General features: G+C 73.0%; 11 protein-coding genes. 3 read left to right on the top strand and 8 right to left on the bottom strand.

Annotated features, from left to right (window positions below):
• Positions 1-127: 127 nt before the first annotated feature.
• Positions 128-1129: a 2-oxoacid:ferredoxin oxidoreductase subunit beta gene (locus tag ACFXGI_RS31430; protein WP_384714062.1), complete on the bottom strand. Its 1002-nt coding sequence runs from the start codon at positions 1127-1129 to the stop codon at positions 128-130.
• A 40-nt stretch (positions 1130-1169) separates the two neighbouring features.
• The gene (locus tag ACFXGI_RS31425) at positions 1170-3074 is read right to left on the bottom strand and encodes a 2-oxoacid:acceptor oxidoreductase subunit alpha (RefSeq protein WP_384714059.1); all 1905 of its coding nucleotides are present in this window, start codon (positions 3072-3074) and stop codon (positions 1170-1172) included.
• Positions 3075-3657: 583 nt separating this feature from the next.
• Here ACFXGI_RS31425 and ACFXGI_RS31420 point away from each other — a divergent pair.
• Both ACFXGI_RS31420 and ACFXGI_RS31415 read left to right on the top strand, forming a co-directional pair.
• A complete protein-coding gene (locus ACFXGI_RS31420; protein WP_384714002.1) occupies positions 3658-3990 on the top strand; it encodes a PqqD family protein in 333 nt (110 codons plus the stop codon).
• A 154-nt stretch (positions 3991-4144) separates the two neighbouring features.
• A complete protein-coding gene (locus tag ACFXGI_RS31415; RefSeq protein ID WP_384713999.1) occupies positions 4145-6841 on the top strand; it encodes an AAA family ATPase in 2697 nt (898 codons plus the stop codon).
• 41 nt (positions 6842-6882) lie between these two features.
• Here the strand turns inward: ACFXGI_RS31415 and ACFXGI_RS31410 are convergent, their stop codons facing one another.
• The 3 genes from ACFXGI_RS31410 to ACFXGI_RS31400 form a co-directional block, all read right to left on the bottom strand.
• Complete coding sequence (locus ACFXGI_RS31410) at positions 6883-7536, bottom strand: hypothetical protein (protein ID WP_384713997.1); 654 nt, start codon at positions 7534-7536, stop codon at positions 6883-6885.
• On the bottom strand, positions 7533-8873 hold the full coding sequence (locus ACFXGI_RS31405; protein WP_384713994.1) for an AAA family ATPase: 1341 nt from the start codon (positions 8871-8873) through the stop codon (positions 7533-7535). The genes ACFXGI_RS31410 and ACFXGI_RS31405 overlap by 4 nt, the downstream gene beginning before the upstream one ends.
• A 121-nt stretch (positions 8874-8994) precedes the next feature.
• Positions 8995-10488, bottom strand: coding sequence for an AMP-binding protein (locus ACFXGI_RS31400; protein ID WP_384713991.1), 1494 nt, complete (start codon positions 10486-10488; stop codon positions 8995-8997).
• A gap of 135 nt (positions 10489-10623) precedes the next feature.
• On the opposite strand from ACFXGI_RS31400, the gene ACFXGI_RS31395 reads away from it, so the two are divergent.
• Positions 10624-10890 carry an acyl carrier protein gene (locus ACFXGI_RS31395; protein WP_331742766.1) on the top strand — a complete coding sequence of 89 codons (267 nt, stop codon included), beginning with the start codon at positions 10624-10626 and terminating at the stop codon, positions 10888-10890.
• Between the two features lie 42 nt (positions 10891-10932).
• On the opposite strand, the gene ACFXGI_RS31390 is transcribed toward ACFXGI_RS31395, so the two are convergent.
• From ACFXGI_RS31390 to ACFXGI_RS31380, 3 genes are read right to left on the bottom strand one after another with little or no spacing between them, the layout of a single operon-like run.
• Positions 10933-11898, bottom strand: coding sequence for an ACP S-malonyltransferase (locus ACFXGI_RS31390; RefSeq protein WP_384713988.1), 966 nt, complete (start codon positions 11896-11898; stop codon positions 10933-10935).
• Complete coding sequence (locus ACFXGI_RS31385; RefSeq protein WP_384713985.1) at positions 11885-12811, bottom strand: proline iminopeptidase-family hydrolase; 927 nt, start codon at positions 12809-12811, stop codon at positions 11885-11887. The genes ACFXGI_RS31390 and ACFXGI_RS31385 overlap by 14 nt, the downstream gene beginning before the upstream one ends.
• Positions 12812-12818: 7 nt before the next feature.
• Entirely contained in the window at positions 12819-24116 is an 11298-nt protein-coding gene (locus ACFXGI_RS31380; protein ID WP_384713982.1) for an SDR family NAD(P)-dependent oxidoreductase, read from the bottom strand.
• Between the last annotated feature and the right edge of the window lies 1 nt (position 24117).

Below are 24117 nucleotides of genomic sequence, written 5' to 3'. Positions count from 1 at the left end.
CGGGTGGCCCCGGCCTGATCCGAAGGACACCGCCGACCGGCGGCGCGTCCCGGCGAGCCCGGCCGGGGGCTCCCGAAGGAGGCCGTACGGGGTACCCGTACGGCCTCCACCGTCAGCAGAGGGCCGGTCAGGCGACGACCGTCCACGTGTCGCCGCCGGCCATGATGCCGGCCAGGTCGCCCTTGCCCTTGCTGTCGACGGCCGCCTGGAGCTGCTCGGCCATCAGCGTGTCGTAGACGGGGCGTTCGACGTCGCGGAAGACCCCGATGGGGGTCCGGTGGAGGGTGTCCGCGTCGGCGAGGCGCGAGAGCGCGAAGGCCGTGGTCGGGGACTTGGCCTGGGCGTCGTGGACGAGGATCGCCGACTCGTTCTCCGGCGTCACGTCCACCACGTCCAGGTCTCCGGTGGCCGGGTTCCGCACGACCCCCTTGTGGCCGTCGGCGCCGAAGCGGATCGGCTGCCCGTGCTCCAGGCGGATCACCGCCTCCTGGGCGGTCTGCTTGTCCTTCAGGACCTCGAAGGCGCCGTCGTTGAAGATGCTGCAGTTCTGGTAGATCTCCACCAGTGCCGTGCCCTGGTGGTCGGCGGCGGCGCGCAGTACCTCGGTGAGGTGCTTGCGGTCGGAGTCGACGGTGCGGGCCACGAAGGTGGCCTCGGCGCCCAGCGCCAGCGACGCCGGGTTGAAGGGGGCGTCGAGGGAGCCCATGGGGGTGGACTTGGTGATCTTGCCGACCTCGCTGGTGGGCGAGTACTGGCCCTTGGTCAGTCCGTAGATCCGGTTGTTGAAGAGCAGGATCTTGAGGTTGACGTTGCGGCGCAGGGCGTGGATCAGGTGGTTTCCGCCGATGGAGAGCGCGTCGCCGTCTCCGGTGACCACCCATACCGACAGGTCGCGGCGCGAGGTGGCCAGCCCGGTGGCGATGGCGGGGGCGCGGCCGTGGATCGAGTGCATCCCGTACGTGTTCATGTAGTACGGGAAACGCGAGGAACAGCCGATCCCCGAGATGAAGACGATGTTCTCCTTCGCCAGTCCCAGCTCGGGCATGAAGCCCTGCACGGCCGCGAGCACGGAGTAGTCGCCGCACCCGGGGCACCAGCGGATCTCCTGGTCGGAGCGGAAATCCTTCATCGACTGCTTGGCCTCGGCCTTCGGCACGAGGTTGAGGAGCTCACTGGCCACGGTTCGCCTCCTGAATGGCGTCGGCCAGCTGTCCGGCCTTGAACGGCATGCCGTTGATCTGGGTGAAGGAGATGACGTCGACGAGGAAGTCGGCGCGCAGGAGCCGGGCGAGCTGGCCCATGTTCATCTCCGGGACGACCACGCGCTCATAGCGCCCGAGGACCTCGCCGAGGTTCTTCGGGAAGGGGTTGAGATGGCGCAGGTGGGCCTGCGCGATGGCCTCTCCGACCGTGCGGAGCTCGCGGACGGCTGCGGTGATGGGGCCGTAGGTGGAGCCCCAGCCCAGGACGAGGGTGCGGGCGCCGTCGGGGTCGTCGACCTCCAGGTCCGGGACCAGGATGCCGTCGATCTTGGCCTGGCGGGTGCGGACCATGAAGTCGTGGTTGGCCGGGTCGTACGAGATGTTGCCGGTGCCGTCCTGCTTCTCGATGCCGCCGATGCGGTGCTCGAGCCCGGGCGTGCCCGGCACCGCCCACGGGCGGGCCAGCGTCAGCGGATCGCGCTTGAACGGCCAGAACACCTCGGTGCCGTCCGCCAGTACGTGGTTCGTGGTCGTCTGGAACGGGACGCGCAGGTCGGGGAGTTCCTCGACGTCCGGGATCCGCCACGGCTCGGAGCCGTTCGCGAGGTACCCGTCGGACAGCAGGAACACCGGCGTCCGGTACGTCAGCGCGATCCGCGCGGCGTCCAGTGCGGCGTCGAAGCAGTCGGCGGGCGTCCGCGGGGCCACGATCGGCACCGGGGCCTCGCCGTTGCGCCCGTACATCGCCTGCAGCAGGTCCGCCTGCTCCGTCTTGGTCGGCAGCCCCGTCGACGGGCCGCCGCGCTGGATGTCCACGATCAGCAGCGGCAGCTCCAGCGAGACCGCGAGCCCGATCGTCTCGGACTTGAGCGCGACTCCGGGCCCGGAGGTGGTGGTCACGCCGAGCGCGCCGCCGAAGGCCGCGCCGAGCGCCGCGCCGATGCCGGCGATCTCGTCCTCGGCCTGGAAGGTCCGCACGCCGAAGTTCTTGTGCTTGCTCAGCTCGTGCAGGATGTCCGAGGCCGGGGTGATCGGGTACGCGCCCAGGTAGAGCGGCAGATCGGCCTGCCGGCTCGCCGCGATCAGCCCGTACGACAGGGCCAGGTTCCCGGAGATGTTCCGGTACGTGCCGGCCGGGAAGGCCCGGGTCGCCGGGGCGACCTCGTACGAGACCGCGAAGTCCTCGGTCGTCTCGCCGAAGTTCCAGCCGGCCCGGAAGGCCGCCACGTTCGCCTCGGCGATGTTCGGCTTCTTCGCGAACTTCTGCCGCAGGAACGCCTCCGTACCCTCCGTCGGGCGGTGGTACATCCAGCTCAGCAGGCCCAGCGCGAACATGTTCTTGCTGCGGCCGGCCTCCATGCGGGAGAGCCCGAAGTCCTTCAGCGCCTCGATCGTCAGGGACGTCAGCGGCACCGGGTGCAGCTGGTAGGCGTCGAGGGAGCCGTCCTCCAGCGGGGACCTCGCGTAGCCGACGCGGGTCATGCTGCGGTCGGTGAACTCGTCGGTGTTGACGATGATCTCGGCCCCGCGCGGAACGTCCCCGATGTTCGCCTTCAGCGCCGCCGGATTCATCGCGACCAGTACGTTCGGGGCGTCGCCCGGCGTCAGGATGTCGTGATCGGCGAAATGCAGCTGGAACGACGAGACACCCGGCAGGGTGCCGGCGGGGGCACGGATCTCGGCCGGGAAGTTCGGCAGCGTGGAGAGGTCGTTTCCGAAGGACGCCGTCTCCGAGGTGAACCTGTCACCCGTGAGCTGCATGCCGTCACCCGAGTCACCCGCGAAACGGATGATCACCCGGTCGAGGCGGCGTACTTCCTTGGGGCCTTCCTTGGACCCTGTCCCGCTCTGGCTGGGGACGGCGTCGGTGATGACGGGCGTGGGCGGATTCACCTGGTACCTCCGAGGATGAGCAGGACAGGGGTCAGCCTCGCGAACCGCGATCGCGTCAGACTCGACCGCCCGTTGAGCGGCCGCACCAGCACTCGGCCCGCGGCCCGCTCCCCGGCGCGGAGGGACCCGCGAGCACGTCCAGGGCCACTTGAGGACGGGTGGAGAACCGGTGCAGAAACGGTCGGGGCGGGACGGAAAAGGCGATCAATTCCGGGCACCCGGTTTTTCACCGTTCCTTTCGACCGGCAGCCCGCACGCAATTCGGCCAAGCGGACGCGATCCGGTTTGGTCCGGCGATTTCGGGTGCCGCCCAGCTGACCGCCCGGGCGGCGCCGGACACGTACTGCCTTTTCCGCCGGAATGGGGATGGTATTCCGCCGGAACCACCGGTCCCGCGGCGGCCGCGCTCCCCCTATCTCCGGCCGGGTGCCTTCACCCCTCCGTAGGGGGTCGGCGGAAGCCGCCACCCCAGAGTGCGGCGCCCGCCATGGATCCGGCGGGCGTTCCCCCATAGCTTGAGGTGTCCTCGATCGGCTGGTGCCGACACGTCTCGGATCCGGCAGTGGAGGTGGCCGTGCGCGTCCGACCGACGCCTGGTGTGGTCGCCGCTTCCGTGGACGCGGACGGCTGTCTGGAGCTCCACGCCGCGTACGCGGCGGGACCGGCTGCCGGTCCCGGCGGCGGTTCCGCCGCCGGACCGGGGCGGTTCCGGTGCGGCCCGGTGGGCACCGCCATGTGGATTCTGCTGCGCCGCCATGACGGCGATGCGGGAATCGCGGCCGATGTGCTCGCCGAATTGTGGAACACCGCACCGGAAAACGCGCGGGCCGATCTCGACATTTGGGTCGAGGAAATGCGCGACGCCGGTCTGCTGTGCGTACAGCCGGCGCCCTGAAGCGGCCTCCCACGCCGTCCTGGCCGGTTTCCGTCCTGATCTCCGCTTCTCCTCGACCTGCTCTGTAGCACGCGGGATCCATCCTGTCCTGGGTCAGAGGCGGGTGGACCGGTCGATGGACCGGTGGGTGGACCTTCAGATCGCGGGGGCGGCTATGACATTGACGGGCAGGGAAGCCGGAATCGAACTCCTGGAGACGGCACTCGCGGACTGCGTCGCGGGGCGGTCCCGGATCGTTCTGATCGAAGCCGGCACGGGATGCGGGAAGAGCGCGCTCGTCGACCTCGTCGCCGAGCGGGCTGCGGCGGCCGGCGCACTGGTCCTGTACGCGGTCGGCGCGCCCGAGGAGCAGCAGGTGCCGCTCGGCGTACTGCGCCAGCTGGTCAACAGCGAGCAGGTCTTCGCCCTGCCGCGGCCCTCCGAGGGCCCGGGCGCGCCCTCGCGGGTCGAGGCGATGCAGGCGTTCTGCGCGGAACTGCGCGAACTGAGCCTGGACTGCCCGGTCGTGCTCTGCGTCGACGACGTCCAGTACGCCGACCGCGAGTCGTTGCAGTACGTGCAGTACCTGGCCCGGCACGCGCGTACCGCACCGGTGCTCGTCGTGGTCGCCGGCGCGGCGCACGCACCGGCGCAGGACCCGGCGTTCACCACCGAGCTGATGCGCCAGCCGCACTTCCGGCGGATGCGGCTGGAGCGGCTGACGGCGGCCGAGGTGGCCCTCGTACGGGGCAGGCGGGAGGGATCCGCCCACGCCGCGAACGCCGTTGCCTCGAACGCCGCCGCCGAGGCCGCCGAGCTGCACCGGATCAGCGGGGGCAACCCGCTGCTGCTGCGCGCGCTCGTCGAGGAGGCGGCCGGGCGGGAGGCTCCCGAGGCGGCTGCGGCCGGGCCCTGCGCCTCCTCGTTCCCCTCCCCCGAGCCCGGCGGGCCGTTCGCCCAGGCCGTCGCGACGTGCCTGCGCCGCAGCGGGCCGGACGCGCTCGCGCTGGCCCGTGCCGCGGCGCTGCTCGGCGAGCAGGCGACCGCCGCCCGGGTCACCCGGCTGGCCGGCCTCGACGCGGCGGCGGCCCGCCGAGGGCTGGCCGCGCTGGAAGCCTCGGGACTGCTGGAGGCCCCGGGAGAGCAGCAGGGCCCGCTGGAGGGCCTGGCGTTCCGCCACCCCGCCGCACGCGCCGCGGCCCTCGAGGAGTGCGATCCGCAGCTCCGGACCGCGCTGCACCGCGAAGCCGCCCGGGTACTGGGCGAGGACCGCGGGCCGGTGCTCGCCGTGGCCGGTCACCTGCTGGCGGCCCGCGCCGAGGGCCGGCCCCTGGACTGCGGTCCGGCGGAGGTGGCCGTACTGCGGGACGCGGCCGAGGAACTCCTCGTACGGGGCGACGCGCGCGAGGCGGCGCGGCTGCTGGAGCTCGCCGCGCAGGGGCGGGGCGACGAACACGCCGAACGCGGGATCCGGGTGCGGCTCGCGCAGATCACGGCGCGCTTCGATCCGGCCGCCGCGGAGCGGCGGTTGGGCGCCCTGCTGGAGGAGGCGCGGGACGGGCTGCTCGACGCCGAGCAGGTGCAGCCGCTGGCCGGGCTGCTGCTCGCGCAGGGGCAGTTCACCGAGGCCGCCGCCCTGCTGCCGGCCGCCGTCGGCGAGCCGGCCGCCTCTCCCCTGGACACGCTGGTGGACACCACGGCGGCGGTGGGCGAGCGGCTGCTGCACTCGGCCCGGCTGACGGACGCCACGGTGGCGCCGCTCGCCCAGGCCGTACGGTCGCTGATCTGCTCGGAGCACCCCGAGCGGGCCGTGCCGTGGAGCCGGAACCTGCTGGAGGAGGCCCGGCGCTGCCAGGCCCCGGGCTGGAGCGCGGTGTTCGCCGCGCTGCACGCCGAGGCGCTGCTGCGGATGGGCGATCTGCGGGGGGCCTACACGCACGCGACGGCCGCGCTGGAGGCCCTGCCGGAGCGCGGCGGAAGCTTCCCGTGCGCGCCGGCGGCGGTGCTGATCCGGGCGTGCACCGCGATGGGCCGCTTCACGGAGGCTTCCCGGCTCGCCGACCGGCAGGTGCCGAAGGGGCTGCTCACCGGACTGCACGGGCTGGCGTTCCTGCGGGCCCGCGGCCTGTACCGGCTGGCGGTCAATCAGCCGCACGCGGCGCTCGCGGACTTCCTGGAGGCCGGGCGGCTCATGGAGGACGGCCGGGTGGACCGGCCGGCGTTCCTGCCGTGGCGCACGGACGCGGCGGAGGCACTGCTGAGGCTGGGCGAGGGGGCGCGGGCCGAGCAGCTCGCCCTCCAGCAGCTCGCCCTGCCCGACGCGCAGCGGCCGTACGTACGGGGCGTCTCGCTCCGCATCAAGGCACTGGCCGGCGACCCCAAGCGGCGTGCGGCCGTCCTGGGGCAGGCGGTCGAGGCACTGCACCGCTCCGGGGACCGGGTGGAGGCGGCGCGGGCGATGGCGGAGCTGGGCCGGGCGCTGCAGGCGGACGGGTCGGCGGCGAAGGGCAGCGCGATGGTCCGCTCGGCGTGGAACCTGGCGAAGGAGGCGGAGGCCACGGCCCTGTGCCGGGAGATCCTCCCCGACGCCCCCCTGGCCACCCCCTCCGCGGCCGCCACCACCCGCGACCGCGACCGCGCGCCGGCGGAGGCTCCGGGGGCGGCCACGACGGCAAGGCTCAGCAGCTCGGAACAGCGGGTGGCCACCCTGGCGGCCCAGGGCCTGACGAACCGCGAGATCTCGGCGAAGCTCTACCTGACGGTCAGCACGGTCGAACAGCACCTGACCCGCGTCTACCGCAAACTCCAGATCACCTCCCGAGGCGACCTCCCCATGGGCCTGGAGCCCCTCCCCGCACCGGCCCAGGTCTGACCGCCCGGGCGGCCGGCCGTTGTTCGCACCGCGCGAGCGCCCTACAGGAAGTTCAGCGTCCGCAGGGCCCGTGCGGTGTCCTCGCACCACTTCCGGTACGAGGGGAGCTGCTCGAGCACGTCGAGGTTCGTGCGTCGCACGAGCAGCTCCGCGCGGTCGCTCAGCACCTCGCGGCCCTCCGGACCAAGGAGGGCCTTCCAGACCTGCTTGGGGTTGCGCTTCTCCTTGCTGCCCTTCATCGTGACGTGCCCCTCCAGCGCGGAGGGCGAGGTGTACGGGTACGCCTTCAGGGGTTCGGCGCCGACGACCTGTTCCAGGGCCTTCCGGTCGGCCAGCATCCACGACTCGGTCATGAGCACCGGAACGAGAGGAACCGGCACCCCGGCCCGCGGGGCCAGCCCCCGGCGCTGCTCCAGCTCGGCGACCAGCTTGAGGCGCTCCTCGCGGGCGTCCTCGTCGCCGTGGACGAAGACCACGTCGCAGTCCCGGGCGAGTACCTCGGCGGCGCGCAGCACCCGCTCCGGCTTGTCGTTCGTGCGTACGGCGGACACCTCGCACCGCAGGACCTCCACGGTCCGCGAGCTGTACTGATGGATCAGCCGGTCCAACTGGCGTTGGACCAGGCTCGCCAAGTAGGGCCCGTCGCTGCCCTCCACGAGCAGCCCCGGTGTCAGCGGCCTGTACTTGTGCGTCACGACGCCCCCCGGCCCAGGTTCCGCAGCAGCCGCTCCACCTGCTCAGGTGAGACCGTCTCGCCGGGGTCCCGCTCCGGGTCGAAGCCGCGCAGCGGTCGGGCGACGGTCGTGCGGACGGCACTCTGCTTCTGCGGATCGACCCGGTCTGCCTGCTCCATGAAGACGAGGCTGCCGGAGAGGTCGCCGCGGAGGGCTGCCAGCAGGGCCGGGGAGTGTGTGGTGGCGATGAGCTGCCGGTACGGGACGGCGGCGGAAGCGTCCACCGTCACCCCGGCGCCGCGCGTGAGCCTGCGTACGAGATCGGCGACGTGCTCGGGATGCATCCCGTTCTCGATCTCTTCCACGCACATCCCGCCCGGCCAGGCCGGATCCGCGGCGGCGGCGAGCAGGGCCGCCATCCGCAGGGTGCCGTCGGAGAGGGCGGGCGGGCTGATCCAGCCCGTGTTGCCGAACTCGACTTCGAAGTCGTATTCGTCCCGGCGCCGGTCGTACAGCGGCCGGATGTCCCGCACCCCGTCGACGAGCGCGGCCAGGTCGCCGACGAACCGCCTCCAGTTTCCCGGCGACTCGTCCTTGATGCGGTGCAGAACCGCCGCCAGGTTGCCTCCGTCCGGGGTGGTCCTGCCGGTGGCGAGGGCAGCCGTGGGCGCGCGCAACGCCGCCGGATCGAGGACGAAGGGCTGCCAGGAGGCGCACTCGCGGGCGGCCAGCGCCAGCAGCTCGGCGCCCGGCGCCGGCCTGAAGTCCTCGGCGTACCTCTCCCGGCCGTCCTCGGCGTCCTCCTCACCGCCCTCGTCCTCGTCCCCGGACTCTGCCAGGGCCTGCGGATCCCAAGCGGGGCCGATGTTTCCCTGGAAGGGCACGTAGTCCACGGCATGCGTACGCGCGAGGAACGCCGAGCGCGCCTCCTCGACGGCGGTCCGCGCGGCCCCGTCCAGCCCCACGCTGGTCATCCACCCGGGTTCGTCGAGGCTGCTGACCCAGATGGCGCTCCTCCTGAGCACTCCCACCTGCCCGTTGGGCGTACGCCCCACGCGAAGACGGATACGGACCGGGAGAGGCCCGTCCTGGGAGGCGACCAGCATCCCGACCATGATGGTGAGGGTGTGGGCCGGCTCCTCGGCGCCCCGGTGGAAGAGCCCGCCGGGAGACAGCCGGGGGTCCTCGCGGACCGTCGCCTCGAAACCGCGGTCGGCCGTGCCGGCCACCAGGCGCAGCGCATCGAAGAGGTTCGACTTCCCGGCGCCGTTCGGGCCCAGCAGGAGGAGCGTCGGCGGCACGTCAAGGTTGAAGTCGCGGAAGGACTTGAAGCCGTCGATCCGAATCTGGGTGATCATCCTCTGCTCTGCTCCTCGGGCCGGCACATGCCCTGCCACCCTAGCGGCGTGGACGTCACCGGCAGGCGAACGGCCCCACCGGGCGGGGGCCGGTGGGGCCGGAGGAGGGGTGCGGGGGGTGTCAGGCGGCGCGGCGGCGGGGGGTGGGGAGGGATTCGGCTCGGGCCGCCAGGACCGGGCGGTCCACCTTGCGGTTCGAGTTCAGGGGGAACTCCGGGACGTGTTCGAAGCGGCGCGGGAGCATGCCGTGCGGGAGGACCTCGCGAAGACTGCGGGCCAGCGAGGCCGGCGGCTGGATCTCCCCCGTGTAGAAGACGACCAGTTCCGTGCTGCCGTCCACCGGGCGGGCGACCGTGACCACGTCCTCCACTCCCTCGACGGCGCGCAGGGCGTGGTCGACCTCGGCGAGCTCGACCCGCCAGCCCTGGACCTGGACCTGGGAGTCCAGGCGGCCGAGGTAGATCAGGTCGCCGCCGGGCAGCCGGCGGACCCGGTCCCCCGTGCGGTACCAGACGCGGCCCTCGCGCTCGACGAAGCGGCCGCCGTCGTCCTGCGGGTCGAGGTAGCCGGTGGCCATCTGGGGCCCGGTGATCAGCAGTTCGCCCTCGACCTCGGTCTCGGCGCCCTCCTCGTCGAGGAGGACGTGGTCGTGGCCCGCGTGGACGGCGCCGATCGGGACCAGGCCGTTGACCGCCTGGCCGGGCGAGGTCTGCGGGTCCCAGCGGTACGCGGTGATGGTGACGGTGAGCTCCGTCGGCCCGTAGATGTTCTCCAGGGTCGAGCCGGGCGCGGCGGCCTGCCAGTCGGCGGCGTCCTGGACGCGCAGGGCCTCGCCCGCGAAGAAGCTCCAGCGCAGGGTGGAAAGGGCTGCCGGCTTCAGGCCGCCCATGCGGCGGATGAGGCCGATCGCGCTGGGGGTGGAGAACCACACCGTGATCCCGCGCTTTTCGAGGTGGGCCGGCATGTCCAGGTAGGCGCTCGGCGGTACGACGTCGACGACGCCGCCCGCACCCCAGGCGCAGAACAGGTCGAACATGCCGCAGTCGAAGTTCAGGTCGAAGGTCTGGGTGAAGACGTCCTCGGGGGTGAAGCCGTAGCGGGCGTCGAGGAGCTCGAAGTAGTGGTGCGTGCTGCCGTGGCTGATCGGCACGCCCTTCGGGCGGCCCGTGGAGCCCGAGGTGAACAGCATGTAGGCCACGTCCGTCGGATCGACCGCTCGGGGCTCCGTGAGGGCGAGAGCCGGGTCCGGGACCACCAGGGGGATATCGACGTCGCCCAGCGCGGCCCGGCCCTGGTCATCGACGATCAGGGCCGCCGCGGCGGAGAGTTCGAGCATGCGGCCCGTGCGGACGGCGGGGAAGTCGGGGTGCAGGGGGACGACGGTGGCGCCCGCGTACAGCCCGCCGAGGATGCCGGCGTACGCGGTCACGCTCTTGCCCGCGAGGACGCCGACGACCTTGGCGGAGCCGAGGGAGCCGGCCCAGGTGAGGGCCTGCTCGTGCAGCTCCCGGTAGGTGTACGACTCGGCGCCGATCCGCAGGGCGGGGCGGTCGGGGGACAGGGCCAGCCCGCGGCGGAAGCGCTCGTACAAGGCCTGGCGCTTGGTGTCAGACATGATCACTCCGAAGGTTCCGAAAGAGATGTGTGAGTGCGTCGCGGGTTAGGGGTCCGGCCGGGGTTCCCGGGGTCTCCTCGGCCGTCCTAGCGTCATGTGCTTGGGAATCGTCAACCGACACAGACTGGGGTCACCATGGGCTGGGACAAGGGCTGGGACAACAATTTCGAGGAACTGCTGCGGGAGTACCTGCCGTTCCTCAGTGCGGACGAACCGCTTGAGGCAGACACCGACCTGCGGGCCGTGGGACTGGACTCCCTCGGGGTCGTCGAGCTCCTGGGGTCCCTGGAGCAGGCGTACGACGTCCGGTTCGTGGACGAGGCGCTGTCCCTGGACACCTTCGCCACCCCCGCGGTGCTGTGGGAGCAGATCGGCAAGATGTCCGAGGCAGCCAACCGCTGACCGGCAGCGGAGCCCGCGCCGCCGCGGCCGCGGCCGCCGCCCTCAGGCGGCGGTCGCGGTCCGGCGGCGCGGCCGCATGGCCAGCCGCGGATTGACGGGTACGACCTTGAAGTTGCGGGTCGCCGCCCCCACCCGGCCGAACAGGGCGTCCTGCCCGGCCACGTAGAGGGTTCCGACGCCCTTGTCGCGCAGGGAGCCGAGCACGCCCGGCCAGTCGACCGGCCGGACGCAGCCGTCGAGCAGCAGGTTCCGTACCTGCTCGCCCGTCGTGAGCACCGCCCCGTCCTGGTCGGCGACGACCGGCAGGTGCGGGTCACGGAAGGACAGCCCCGCCAGGACCTCCTCCTCGACCCGCCGGCGCAGCCCGCCGAACGCGGGCGAGTGCAGCGGCGGCTCCATGACGTACAGCGGCATGCCGCCCAGCGCCCGCAGGCGCTGCTGGAGCCACTCCAGCCGGGACTTGCGCAGGGTGAGCATCGCGAAGTCCTCGTCCACGACACAGGTGACGTCGTGCCACTCGCCCTGCTCGGTCAGCTCGGCCCGCACCTCGTCCAGCCGGGCGCGCGGGGTCCGCGCGAAGGACTGGGTGGCGACCTCCTCCGGGTGCTCCTCGGCGAAGTACGCGTCGAGCGTGTGGGCGAACCGTGCCGTGAAGCGGACCCCGTCGGCGAACGACAGCGCACCGGAGTGCACGGCCGCGGCCTTCTCGCCGAAGCTCAGGCCGGTGCAGAAGGCCGGCTGCTCGTCGAACTCGTGCTCCACCCACAGGGCGAGCGCGAGGCAGTTCACGAGGAACGCCACCTGGGCGGCCTCGGAGTAGTCGCCCTCGGCCTGCTTGAACCGCTCGAAGAGCGAGTAGCCGAGGACCTCGTCCGCCTCCGCGAAGAGCTTGCGGGCGAACGGGTTGACCAGCATGAACTTGGCGACCTCGGCGAAGGGGACGGGGCCCATGCCGGGGAAGACCAGGGCGCCGCCCGTACGGTCGGCGAAGCGGTCAGACGACTCCATGGCCCGCCGCCTCCTTCTCCTTCGCGAGGGAGCCGAGGAACTCCCTCATGACCTGCTGGAACAGTTCCGGCTCCTCCAGGTGCGGGAGGTGGCTGGACTCCTCGAAGATCACCCACCGGACGTCGGGGATCAGGTCCTGGAACGGCTGCACGGTCGCCGGGGTCGCCTCGTCGTGGCGTCCGGAGATGAGCAGCGTCGGCACGGCCACCTGCGGGCAGTAGTCGACGACCGACCAGTCCTTGAGGGTGCCGTTGACGTGGAACTCGCTCGGGCCGTTCATCGCGTAGTACACCGTCGGGTCGTTGTAGACCTCGTAGAACGAGGCCAGGTAGTCCCGCGGCCACGGCTTGAGCCGGCACACGTGCTTCTCGTAGAAGGGGCGCATCGCGTTGTGGTACTCGTCGCTGTCCGTGGTGCCCGCGGCCTCGTGGCGCAGCAGCGTCTCGTTGACGCCGGGCGGCAGGTCGGCGCGCAGCCGCTGCGCCTCCTCCAGCCACAGCGGGTACGAGGCCGGGGCGTTGGCGATGACCAGGCCGCGCAGGCCGGCCGGGCGGGCGGCCGCGTACTTGGTGACGAGGAGGCCGCCCCAGGACTGCCCGAACAGGACGTAGTTGCCGGCGATGCCGAGCCGCGTGACGAGGTTTTCGAGCTCGTCGGCGAACAGCTCCGGGGTCCAGAAGTCGGCCCCCTTGTCGGGCAGGTGGGTGGAGCCGCCGTTGCCGAGCTGGTCGTACAGGACGACCGGACCGGTGTGCGCCGCCAGCTCCTTCAGGTTCTTGAGGTAGTCGTGGGTGCTGCCGGGCCCGCCGTGGACGACGACGAGCGCGGGCTGCTCCGACTGGAGGTCACCGGTGACCTGGTACCAGGTCTCGTACGGGCCGAAGGGCACGGTGCCTTTGGGTTTGAGTGCCACCGTCGTCTCACATCGCTTTCTGGTTGTCCGGGTGGGCGGTCTGTGCGTCGTCGAGCCACTCTTCGAGCACGTGGGCGGTGTCCGCCGCGCGCTCCTCGACGATCGTGAAGTGGTTCGCGGCGACGGGGCGCAGCGTGTGGGCGGGCTCCCAGGGCTCGGCCTTGCCCTGGGTGAGCTCGGGCGAGGGGTCGTCGCCGTCCGGTACGAACGACTGGGTGCACTGGACGAAGAGGACGGGCGCCGCGACGGAGTCGAGGGGCAGGTCCGGTACGAGTTCCACCCAGCGGCCCATGGCCGAGAGCCGGGTGGTGTCGAACTCCCCGAAGGCCGCTTCCTTGTCGAACATGCCGAGCGCCAGACCGTCCATCGGGACGCCCTCGCTCTCGCCGTCGTGGACGTTGTACGTGTCGAGCAGCACCACGCCGTGCGGGCGGATGCCGTACGCGCGCTCCAGGTGCCCGGCGGTGGCGTAGGCGAGGGTGCCGCCGGAGGAGTAGCCGATCAGGACGAACGGCTCGTCGCCCGCGGCCTCCAGGACGGTACGGGCCAGGCCCTCGACCGCCGCCTGCGGGGTGGCCGGGAGGCTCTCGCTCGCGTCGAAGCCGAGGATCGGCAGGGCGGAGACCTTCCGCCTGCCCTGGAGGTGGGAGACGAGGCGCGCGTGCTGGTAGGCCCCGCCCGTCGCCATCGGCGTGTTGATGAAGATCAGGTGCGGGCCTTCCGCACCGTCGGCGAGCCGCGCCGCGGCCGGTACGCGTTCCAGCTCGGTCGCCGTCTCGAAGGACGGCCGGACGGCAGCGGCCGCGCGCAGCAGGTCGAAGCCCTTGTCGGCGTGGCCGGCGACCACGGCGGCGTGGAACAGGTCGCGCAGGGTCTCCCCCGCTCCCCGGCCCGGCCGGGGGGCGGCCGGAGCGGAGCCCGGGGCCGCGGGGGCGCCGGAGGTGGTGGCCGCGGTGGCCGTCGTACGCAGGCCCTGCTCGGCGTACTCGGCCAGCAGCACCTTGGCGAGCTGGGCCGGGCTGTGGCTGTCGAACACCACCATCGGGGACAGCCGGAGCCCGGTGTCCTTCATGAGGGCGTTGCGCAGCTCTATCGCGCTGAGCGAGTCGAACCCGGACTCCAGGAAGCCCCGCTCGACGTCGATGGCGGTGGGGCTCGCGTGGCCCAGGAGGTGGGCGGCCCGTCGCTGCACGAGCTCGCGCAGGGCCGCTTCCTGCTCGGCCTCCGGCGCCCCGCCGATCCGGAGCCAGATGAGCTCTGCCTCGGTGCTCTTGGCCCCGGCGCTGCGGCGCTGGGTGGGGGTGGTGGCGGGCCGCAGGAGTGCGGGGAGCCGGTCGGCACGCGCCTGGAGGGCGGTGCGGTTGATGTGGAGCGGGACGGTGGCGGGGCGGCCGGATGCGCAGGCCGCGTCGAAGAGGGCGAGGGCCTCCTCGGGCTGGAGCGACGGCAGGCCCTGGCGCTCCATGCGCTTCACGTCGGTGTCGGAGACGTACTGGCCGAGGCCGGTGCCCGCCCAGAGCCCATAGGCGAGGGACTGGGCGGCGAGGCCCTGGGCGTGGCGGTACGTCGCGAGGGCGTCGAGGAAGGTGTTCGCCGCCGCGTAGTTCGCCTGTCCGGCCGCCATGGTGAGGCCGCCGGCGGAGGAGATGAGGGCGAACAGGGGCAGGTCCAGGTGCCGGGTCTGCTCGTGGAGGTGCCAGGCCGCGTCGGCCTTGGGGGCCAGGACGCGGTCGAGGCGCTCGGGGTCCATCGTCGCGATGAGCCCGTTGTCGCCCGTACCCGCGGCGTGGACGATGCCGGTCAGCGGGTGCGCGGCCGGGATCGAGGCCAGCAGCGCGGTGATGTTGACGGGGTCGGCCACGTCGCAGGCGGTGAGCGTGATCTCGGCGCCCGACTCGGAGAGTTCCTCGGCCAGTTCGATCGCGCCCTCGGCATCGGGGCCGCGCCGGCTGGTCAGGACGAGGTGGCGGGCACCGTGCTCGGTGACCAGGTGCCGGGCCAGGTGCGCACCGATGCCGCCGGTGCCGCCGGTGATGACGATCGTGCCCTCGGGGTCGAGGGTTACGGAGGCCTCGGCGCTCGGGGTGACGGGGGCGAGGCGCGGGATGCGGATGCCGTCGGCGCGGACCGCGCTCTCCGGCTCGCCCGAGGCGATGACGGCCGCCAGCGCGTCCGCCGCCGAGGCGAGGTCGGTCAGCTGGATACGGCCCGGGTTCTCCGCCTGCGCCGCACGCACCAGACCCCACACAGGAGCCTGCGCCAGATCGATGACATCGGAGGCGGCGTCCACGACCACCGCGCCACGCGTCGCGACGACCAGCGTGGTCTCCGCGAACCGGTCCTCGGCCAGCCACTCCTGAAGGGCCGCCAGCGTCCGTGCCGTCGCGGAACGCACCGCCCCGGGCAGCGGGCCTTCGCCGTCCGGGACGTGGAAGACCACCGCACCCGACAGCTCGCCCTCCGGCAGCTCACCCCACACGTGCTGCTCGGCGATGGCATCCGCCGGAACCTGAGCTGCCGACGGACGCCAGGCGATCTCGAACAGCGAGTCCGGCCGCCCCCCGCCCAGCTGCTCCTGCGACACCGGACGGAAGGTCAGGCTCTTCACCGACAGCACCGGGGCACCGGCCGCGTCGGCCGCGTCCAGGGACATGGTGTTCTCGGACGTCCAGGAGATCCGTACGCGCAGCGCCGTGGCGCCGACCGCGTACAGGGACACGTCCTCCCAGAAGAAGGGCAGCAGCGGCTGTGCGCCCCCCTCGGAGTCCGCATCCGAACCGCCGATGCCCAGTGCGTGCATCGTGGCGTCGAGCAGGGCCGGGTGGACCCCGAAGCTCTCGGCGTCGCCGTGCGCCTGCTCGGCCAGTTCGATCTCGGCGTAGATGTCGTCGCCGGAGGTCCAGGCGGCCGTGAGGCCCTGGAACACCGGGCCGTAGTGGTAGCCGCGGCCCTGGAGCACCTCGTACGTGTCGCTCACGTCCACCGCGGTGGCGCCGGCGGGCGGCCAGACGGTGAGGTCCGTGCCCGCGTCGACCGGGCGGGCACCGAGCAGGCCGTCGGCGTGCAGCACCCAGGGGGTGTCGGCCGGTGCGTCCTCGTGGCGCGAGTGGACCCGTACGGTCCGGCGGCCCGTGTCGTCGGGCGCGCCGGCCGACACCTGGAGGGCGACTCCTCCGTGCCGGGGCAGTACGAGCGGTGCCTGGAGGGTGAGTTCCTCCAGGACCGGGCAGCCGACCTGGTCACCCGCCTGGAGCGCCAGCTCGACGAAGCCGGTTCCCGGCAGCAGCACGCTGCCCAGCACGTCGTGGTCGGCGACCCAGGCGTGCGTGCCCGCGGCGAGGCGGCCGGTCAGCACGGCCTCGTCGGTCCCGGCCAGGGTGATGGCCGCGCTGAGCAGGGGGTGGCCGACCGAGGTCTGGCCGTGGTGGGCGACGTCGGTGGCCGGCGTGGCCTCCAGCCAGTACCGCTCGTGCTGGAAGGCGTACGTCGGCAGGTCGACGCGCTGCGCGCCGGTGCCGGCGAAGAAGGCCGCCCAGTCGATGCGCGAGCCCGCACTGTGCAGGTGGGCGAGCGCGGTCAGGAGACTGCGGACCTCGGGGCGGTTGCGGCGCAGGACGGGCTCGATGACGCTGGTCCGGCCGTCCAGGGAGACCTGGGTGAGCGCGGTCAGGATGGCGTCGGGGCCCAGCTCGATGAAGCGGGTGACGCCCTTGTCGTGCAGGTGTCGGACGGTGTCGGAGAAGCGGACGGCCTCGCGCAGGTGGCGGGTCCAGTAGTCCGGGGTCCCCCAGTCCTCGCTGAGCTCGCCGTGGACGCCCGAGACCACCGGGATCCGGGCGGGCTCGTACGCCACGGACTCGGCGACCGCGCGGAACTCGGCCAGGACCGGGTCCATCAACGGCGAGTGGAAGGCGTGCGAGACGCGCAGCCGGGTCGTCTTGCGACCCAGCTCGGTGAACGCGGCCTGGATCGCCTCGACGGCCTCCTCGGCCCCCGACACCACGATCGAACGCGGGCTGTTGATCGCCGCGATCCCGACCGCGTCCGTCAGGTGCGGGAGGATCTCCTCCTCGGTCGCCTGGATCGCGGCCATGGCGCCACCGGCGGGCAGCGCCTGCATCAGACGGCCGCGTGCGGCCACCAGCCGGGCCGCGTCCTCCAGCGACAGAACCCCCGCGACATGCGCCGCGGTGATCTCGCCGATGGAGTGGCCGGCCAGGAAGTCCGGCCGCACACCCCACGATTCGACGAGCCGGAACAGCGCCGTCTCGATCGCGAAGAGCGCGGGCTGGGTGTAGGCGGTGCTGTTCAGCAGCGCCTTGTCCTCGGCGGACTCACCCCACATCACCTCGTACAACGACCGGTCCAAGTGCTCGTCCAGCGCACCGACCACGGCATCGAGCGCCTCCGCGAACACCGGGAAAGCGGCATACAGTTCACGCCCCATCCCCAGCCGCTGCGCGCCCTGCCCCGTGAACAGGAAGGCCGAACGACCCTCCCGTACGAGGCCCTGCACCACGCCCGCCTCCGCCGAGCCGCCGGCCAGCGCCGACAGCCCCGTAAGGAGCTCCTCGCGGTCCGCGCCGACCACCGCGGCCCGGTACTCGTGCGCGGTCCGGGTGGTCGCCGCCGAGAAGCCGAGGTCGGTCAAGGACACGTCCGCATGGTCGGCGAGGTGCGCCCGCAGCCGCTCCGCCTGGCCGGCCAGGGCCTCGGGGGATCGGGCCGACAGCACCACCGGTACGACGGGCAGCTCGCGCGGCGCCCCGTCGGCGGCGGCCTCCGGGGCTGCCGGGGCCTCCTCCAGGATCACGTGCGCGTTCGTGCCGCTGAGCCCGAACGAGGAGATGCCCGCGCGGCGCAGCCGCTCGCCCGCCGGCCACTCGACCGCCTCGGTGAGCAGCTTGACGTTGCCTTCGGACCAGTCGACGTGCGGGGTGGGCTCGTCGACGTGCAGGGTCTTCGGCATCAGCCCGTGGCGCAGTGCCTGGACCATCTTGATGACGGCGGCGACACCGGCCGCGGCCTGTGTGTGCGCGATGTTCGACTTCAGCGAGCCGAGCCACAGCGGCTTGTCCTCGTCGCGGCCCTGCCCGTACGTGGCGAGTACGGCCTGGGCCTCGATCGGGTCGCCGAGCTTGGTACCCGTGCCGTGCGCCTCGACCACGTCGACGTCGGCCGTGGTCAGTCCGGCCTTCTCCAGCGCGCTCTGGATGACGCGCTGCTGGGAGGGGCCGTTGGGGGCGGTCATGCCGTTCGACGCGCCGTCCTGGTTGACGGCGGAGCTCCGGATCACGGCGAGCACGGGGTGGCCGTTGCGGCGGGCGTCGGAGAGCCGCTCGATGACGAGGACGCCGACGCCCTCCGACCAGGCGGCGCCGTCCGCGGCGCCCGCGAAGGACTTGCAGCGGCCGTCGGCGGCGAGCCCGCGCTGGCGGCTGAACTCGACGAACATGTCGGGGCTCGCCATCACCGCGACACCGCCGACGAGTGCCATCGAGCACTCGCCGGAGCGCAGCGACTGGGTGGCCAGGTGCAGCGAGACGAGGGACGAGGAGCAGGCCGTGTCCACGGTCATGGACGGGCCTTCGAGGCCCAGGGTGTACGAGACGCGGCCCGAGATGAGGCTGCCGCCGGTGGTGGCCGCGGCCTCGGTGCCCTGCCCGTAGTCGTGGTACATGACGCCCGCGAAGACACCGGTCCTGCTGCCCTTGAGGGTGTGCGGGTTGATGCCGGCCCGCTCGATGGCCTCCCACGAGACCTCCAGGAGCTGCCGCTGCTGGGGGTCCATGATCAGCGCCTCGTTGGGGCTGATCCCGAAGAAGTGCGGGTCGAAGTCGCCCGCCCGGTAGAGGAAGCCGCCTTCGTTGGCGTACGTCCTGCCCGGCACGCCCGGCTCCGGGTCGTAGATGTTCTCGACGTCCCAGCCGCGGTCGAGGGGGAAGCCGGAGACGGCGTCCCGGCCGTCCACGACGAGCTGCCACAGCTCCTCGGGGGAGGTGACTCCGCCGGGGAGGCGGCAGCTCATCGCGACGATCGCGATCTGGTCGTCGTCGCCGTCCGCCCGCGTACGGGCGACGGCGGCGGCCGGACGGGTGGCCGCGTCCTGCGCCGCTCCGCCGATGGACTCGCCGATGTACGCGGCGACGGCGCGGGCGTTCGGGTAGTCGAAGACGAGCGTGGCGGGGAGCCGGAGCCCGGTGGCGGCCTTCAGCTGGTTGCGCAGTTCGACGGCGCTGAGGGAGTCGAAGCCGAGCTCCTGGAAGGCCCGGTCGGGCTCGATGGCGTCGGGCGACTCGTGGCCCAGTACGGCGGCCACGTGCGTCCGCGCCAGTTCGAGCAGGGCCTGGTCGCGCTCCTCCTCGGTCTTCCCGGCGAGGCGAGCCGCGAGCTCGTGGGCGGCTCCGGCCCCCGCACCGCCGGCGCTCGCGCGGACGTTGCGGCGCTGCGGGGCGGGGGTGGCGGAGCGCAGGAGCGCGGGCAGTTCGTCGGTACGGGCGGCCAGGGCGGTGCGGTTGATGTGGAGCGGGACGGTGGCGGGGCGGCCGGATGCGCAGGCCGCGTCGAAGAGGGCGAGGGCCTCCTCGGGCTGGAGCGGCGGCAGGCCCTGGCGCTCCATGCGCTTCACGTCGGTGTCGGTGATGTACTGGCCCATGCCCGTGCTCGCCCAGAGCCCGTAGGCGAGGGACTGGGCGGCGAGGCCCTGGGCGTGGCGGTGGGTGGCCAGCGCGTCCAGGAAGGTGTTGGCGGCGGCGTAGTTGGCCTGTCCGGCGGCCAGGGTGAGGCCGCCGGCGGAGGAGATGAGGGCGAAGAGCGGCAGGTCCAGGTGCCGGGTCTGCTCGTGGAGGTGCCAGGCCGCGTCGGCCTTGGGAGCGAGGACCCGGTCGAGGCGCTCGGCGTCCATGGTGTCGATGAGCCCGTTGTCGCCGGTGCCTGCGGCGTGGACGACGCCGGTCAGCGGGTGCGCGGCCGAAATCGAGGCCAGCAGGGTGGTGATGCCCGCCGGGTCGGCCACGTCGCAGGCCGTGATCGTGACTTCGGCGCCCAGCTGGTTCAGCTCGGCGGCCAGTTCGGCCGCGCCCTCCGCGTCGGGGCCGCGCCGGGAGGTGAGGACCAGGTGGCGGGCACCGTACTCGGTGACCAGGTGCCGGGCCAGATGGGCACCGATACCGCCCGTGCCACCGGTGATCAGGACCGTGCCCTCGGGGTCGAGGACGACGGAAGCCTCCGCGATCGCGGTGACGGGGGCCAGGCGCGGGATGCGGATGCCGTCGGCGCGGACCGCGCTCTCCGGCTCGCCCGAGGCGATGACGGCCGCCAGCGCGTCCGCCGCCGAGGCGAGGTCGGTCAGCTGGATACGGCCCGGGTTCTCCGCCTGCGCCGCACGCACCAGACCCCACACAGGAGCCTGCGCCAGATCGATGACATCGGAGGCGGCGTCCACGACCACCGCGCCACGCGTCGCGACGACCAGCGTGGTCTCCGCGAACCGCTCCTCGGCCAGCCACTCCTGAACCACCGCCAGCGTCCGCGCACTCGCCGAGCGCACCGCCTCCGGCAGCCCGCCCTCGGTGTCCGGTACGTGGAACACCACGGCGCCGGTGAGCTCACCCTCCGGCAGCCCACCCCACACGTGCTGCTCGGCAGCAGCATCCGCGCGCACCGCCAGCGGCCGCCAGGCGATCTCGAACAGCGACTCCGGACCGCCCGCACTCAGCTGCTCCTGCGACACCGGACGCGACACCAGCGAGCCCACCGTCAGGACCGGCTGCCCCTCGGCGTCGGCCACCGTCACGGTCACCGTGTTCGGGCCGGAGGGGGCGATGCACACGCGCAGCGCCGGGGCGCCGCCCGCGTGCAGGGCCACGTCGTTCCAGGAGAAGGGCAGCACCGTCGACTCGTCGGTGCCCGACCCGTCGTCGATCAGCGCCACGTGCATGGCGGCGTCGAGGAGGGCCGGGTGCAGGCCGTACCGCGCGGCGTCGGCGTGCGCCTGCTCGGGGAGGGAGACCTCCGCGTACAGCGATTCGCCGGAGGTCCACGCGGCCTTGAGGCCCTGGAACACCGGGCCGTAGTGGTAGCCGCGCTCCCGCAGGAGCTCGTACGCCCCGTCCACCGTCGTCGGGGTGGCACCGGGCGGCGGCCACTCGGTCAGGCCGGCGGCCGGCAGGCCCGCGCCACTGACCAGGGTGCCTTCCGCGTGCCGCGTCCAGACCGGCTCGCCGGCGTTCTCGTCGCGGGAGTGGATGGTCACCGTACGGCGCCCGGATCCGTCGTCGGCGCCGAGCCAGACCTGCACGGCGGCTCCGCCCCGCTCGGGCAGGATCAGCGGGGCGTGCAGGGTGAGTTCCTCGACGGCGTCGCAGCCGACCTGGTCGCCCGCGCGGATGGCGAGCTCGACGAAGCCGGTGCCCGGGAAGAGGATGCTGCCGAGGACGTCGTGGTCGGCCAGCCAGGGCTGGCCGTCGACCGAGAGGCGGCCGGTCAGGACGGTCTCGCCGGAGTCGGCGGAGGCGATCGCGGCGCTCAGCAGCGGGTGCCCGACCGTCTCCAGGCCGGCGGAGCCCAGGCCGGCGCCCTCACCGGTCGTGGCCTCCAGCCAGTAGCGCTGCTGCTGGAAGGCGTACGTCGGCAGATCGGCCCAGCGGTCCTCGGTGGCGCCGAAGTAGGCGGCCCAGTCGACGGGGATGCCCTGGTTGTGGGTGCGGGCGACGGCCGCGAGCAGTTCGCGGGCCTCGGGCCGCTGCCGGCGGCAGGAGGAGATGAAGGCGGTGCCCTCGACGTCGCCGACGGTCGCGCTCGCCAGGGCGGTCAGGATCGCGTCCGGGCCGAGCTCCACGTACGTCTCGACGCCGCGGCCCTGGAGGTACTCGACGGTGTCGCAGAAGCGGACGGCCTCGCGCAGGTGGCGGGTCCAGTACTCCGGGGTCCCCCAGTCCTCGCTCAGCTCGCCGTGCACGCCCGAGACCACCGGGATCCCGGCGGCGCGGTACGTCACGCCCTCCGCGACCGCGCGGAACTCCGCGAGGGCCGGGTCCATGAGCGGGGAGTGGAAGGCGTGGGAGACGCGCAGCCGGGTCGTCTTGCGGCCCTGCTCGGTGAACTGCGCCTGGATCGCCTCGACGGCGTCCTCGGCACCCGAGACCACGATGGAGCGCGGGCTGTTGATCGCCGCGATGCCGACCAGGTCGGAGACGTACGGAAGGAGTTCTTCTTCCGTGGCTTCGATGGCGGCCATGGCTCCGCCTGTCGGGAGTGCCTGCATGAGGCGGCCGCGTGCGGTGACCAGGCGGGCCGCGTCCTCCAGGGAGAGGACCCCGGCCACATGGGCGGCGGTGATCTCGCCGATGGAGTGCCCGGCCAGGAAGTCGGGCCGCACACCCCACGACTCCACCAGCCGGAACAGCGCCGTCTCGATCGCGAAGAGGGCGGGCTGGGTGTAGGCGGTGCTGTTCAGCAGCGCCTCGTCCTCGGCGGACTCGCCCCACATCACCTCGTACAGCGGGGTGTCCAGGTGTGCGTCCAGCGCGGCGACCACCGCATCCAGCGCCTCCGCGAACACCGGGAAGGCGGAGTGCAGTTCACGCCCCATACCCAGGCGCTGGGCGCCCTGGCCCGTGAACAGGAAGGCCGACTTGCCCTCCCGTACCTGCCCCTGCACGACCGCGGCGGACGCGCCGCCCCCGGCGAGGGCGGTCAGACCGGAGAGGAGCTCCTCGCGGTTCTCGCCGATGACCACGGCCCGCTCGCCCAGCCCGGCGCGCCGGGTGGCCAGCGCCCGCCCGGCGATCGCGAGGTCGGCGTCGTCCAGGGTCTCCAGGTGTGTGATCAGCCGCTCCGCCTGCGCGCGCAGCGCCGGCGCCGTCCGGCCGGTCAGCGCCCACGGCACCAGCCCCGGCACGAAGGCGGGGGCGGTGTCCTGCGGCTCGGTCTCCGCCTCGTTCCCGGTCTCGGCGGGCGCGGGCGCCTCCTCGACGATCACGTGTGCGTTGGTGCCGCTGAGGCCGAAGGAGGAGATGCCGGCCCGGCGCGGGCGCTCGCCCGCCGGCCAGGCGACCGGCTCGGTGAGCAGCTTGACGTTGCCGGCCGTCCAGTCGACGTGCGGGGTCGGCTCGTCGATGTGGAGGGTCCTGGGCAGGACGCCGTGGTGGATCGCCTGCACCATCTTGATGACGCCCGCGACGCCGGCCGCGGCCTGGGTGTGGCCGAGGTTGGACTTGAGGGAGCCGAGCCACAGCGGCTTGTCCGCGTCGCGGTCCTGCCCGTAGGTGGCGAGCAGTGCCTGCGCCTCGATGGGGTCGCCGAGGGTGGTTCCCGTGCCGTGCGCCTCCACGACGTCGACGTCGGCCGTCGTGAGGCCGGCGTTCTCGAGGGCGCTGCGGATCACGCGGCGCTGCGAGGGGCCGTTGGGCGCGGTGAGGCCGTTGCTGGCGCCGTCCTGGTTGACGGCGCTGCCGCGCAGGACCGCCAGGACCTGGTGGCCGTTGCGGCGGGCGTCGGAGAGGCGCTCCAGCAGGAGCACGCCGACGCCCTCCGACCAGCCGGTGCCGTCGGTGGCGGCTGCGAAGGACTTGCAGCGGCCGTCCTTGGCGAGGCCGCGCTGACGGCTGAACTCGACGAAGACCTCGGGGGTGGACATGACGGCGACGCCGCCGGCCAGGGCAAGGGTGCACTCCCCCGCCCGGAGGGCCTGGGCCGCAAGGTGCATGGCGACGAGGGAGGAGGAGCAGGCGGTGTCGAGGGTCACGGACGGGCCCTCGAAGCCGAAGGCGTACGAGACGCGGCCGGAGGCGATGGAGCCCGTCGCGCTGTTGTACGCGTAGTCGTGGTACATCATCCCGGAGTAGACGCCGGTCCGGCTGCCCTTGAGGGTGTGCGGGTCGATGCCGGCCCGCTCGAAGACCTCCCAGGAGGCCTCCAGCAGCAGGCGCTGCTGCGGGTCCATGATCAGCGCCTCGTTGGGGCTGATCGAGAAGAGGGCGGGGTCGAAGCGGTCCGCGTCGTGCAGGAACCCGCCCTTGTTGACGTACGTGGTGTCGGGGCGCTCGCCCTCGGGGTCGTACAGGCCCTCGACGTCCCAGCCCCGGTTGACCGGGAACTCCGAGACGCCGTCGCGTCCCTCGTCGACGAGCTGCCACAGGCTTTCGGGGGAATCGACCCCGCCCGGGAAACGGCAGCTCATGGCGACGATGGCGATCGGCTCGCGCGCGGCGGCCGACAGGTTGCGGTTCTGCGTCCGCAGCCGGGCGGTCTCCTTCATGGACGCCCGGAGCGCGTCGAGCAGCTTCTGGTCAGAATTGGACATC

It is taken from the genome of Streptomyces sp. NPDC059355, assembly GCF_042752335.1.
In the GTDB taxonomy this organism is placed as follows: Bacteria; Actinomycetota; Actinomycetes; order Streptomycetales; family Streptomycetaceae; genus Streptomyces.
This window is presented reverse-complemented; position numbering and strand designations above follow the sequence as displayed.

Coding starts and splice junctions, on each gene's coding strand:
- ACFXGI_RS31395 (WP_331742766.1), top strand. CDS start 10,624: ATGGGCTGGGACAAGGGCTGGGACAACAATTTCGAGGAACTGCTGCGG.
- ACFXGI_RS31390 (WP_384713988.1), bottom strand. CDS start 11,898: ATGGAGTCGTCTGACCGCTTCGCCGACCGTACGGGCGGCGCCCTGGTC.
- ACFXGI_RS31405 (WP_384713994.1), bottom strand. CDS start 8,873: ATGATCACCCAGATTCGGATCGACGGCTTCAAGTCCTTCCGCGACTTC.
- ACFXGI_RS31380 (WP_384713982.1), bottom strand. CDS start 24,116: ATGTCCAATTCTGACCAGAAGCTGCTCGACGCGCTCCGGGCGTCCATG.
- ACFXGI_RS31400 (WP_384713991.1), bottom strand. CDS start 10,488: ATGTCTGACACCAAGCGCCAGGCCTTGTACGAGCGCTTCCGCCGCGGG.
- ACFXGI_RS31415 (WP_384713999.1), top strand. CDS start 4,145: ATGACATTGACGGGCAGGGAAGCCGGAATCGAACTCCTGGAGACGGCA.
- ACFXGI_RS31430 (WP_384714062.1), bottom strand. CDS start 1,129: ATGAAGGATTTCCGCTCCGACCAGGAGATCCGCTGGTGCCCCGGGTGC.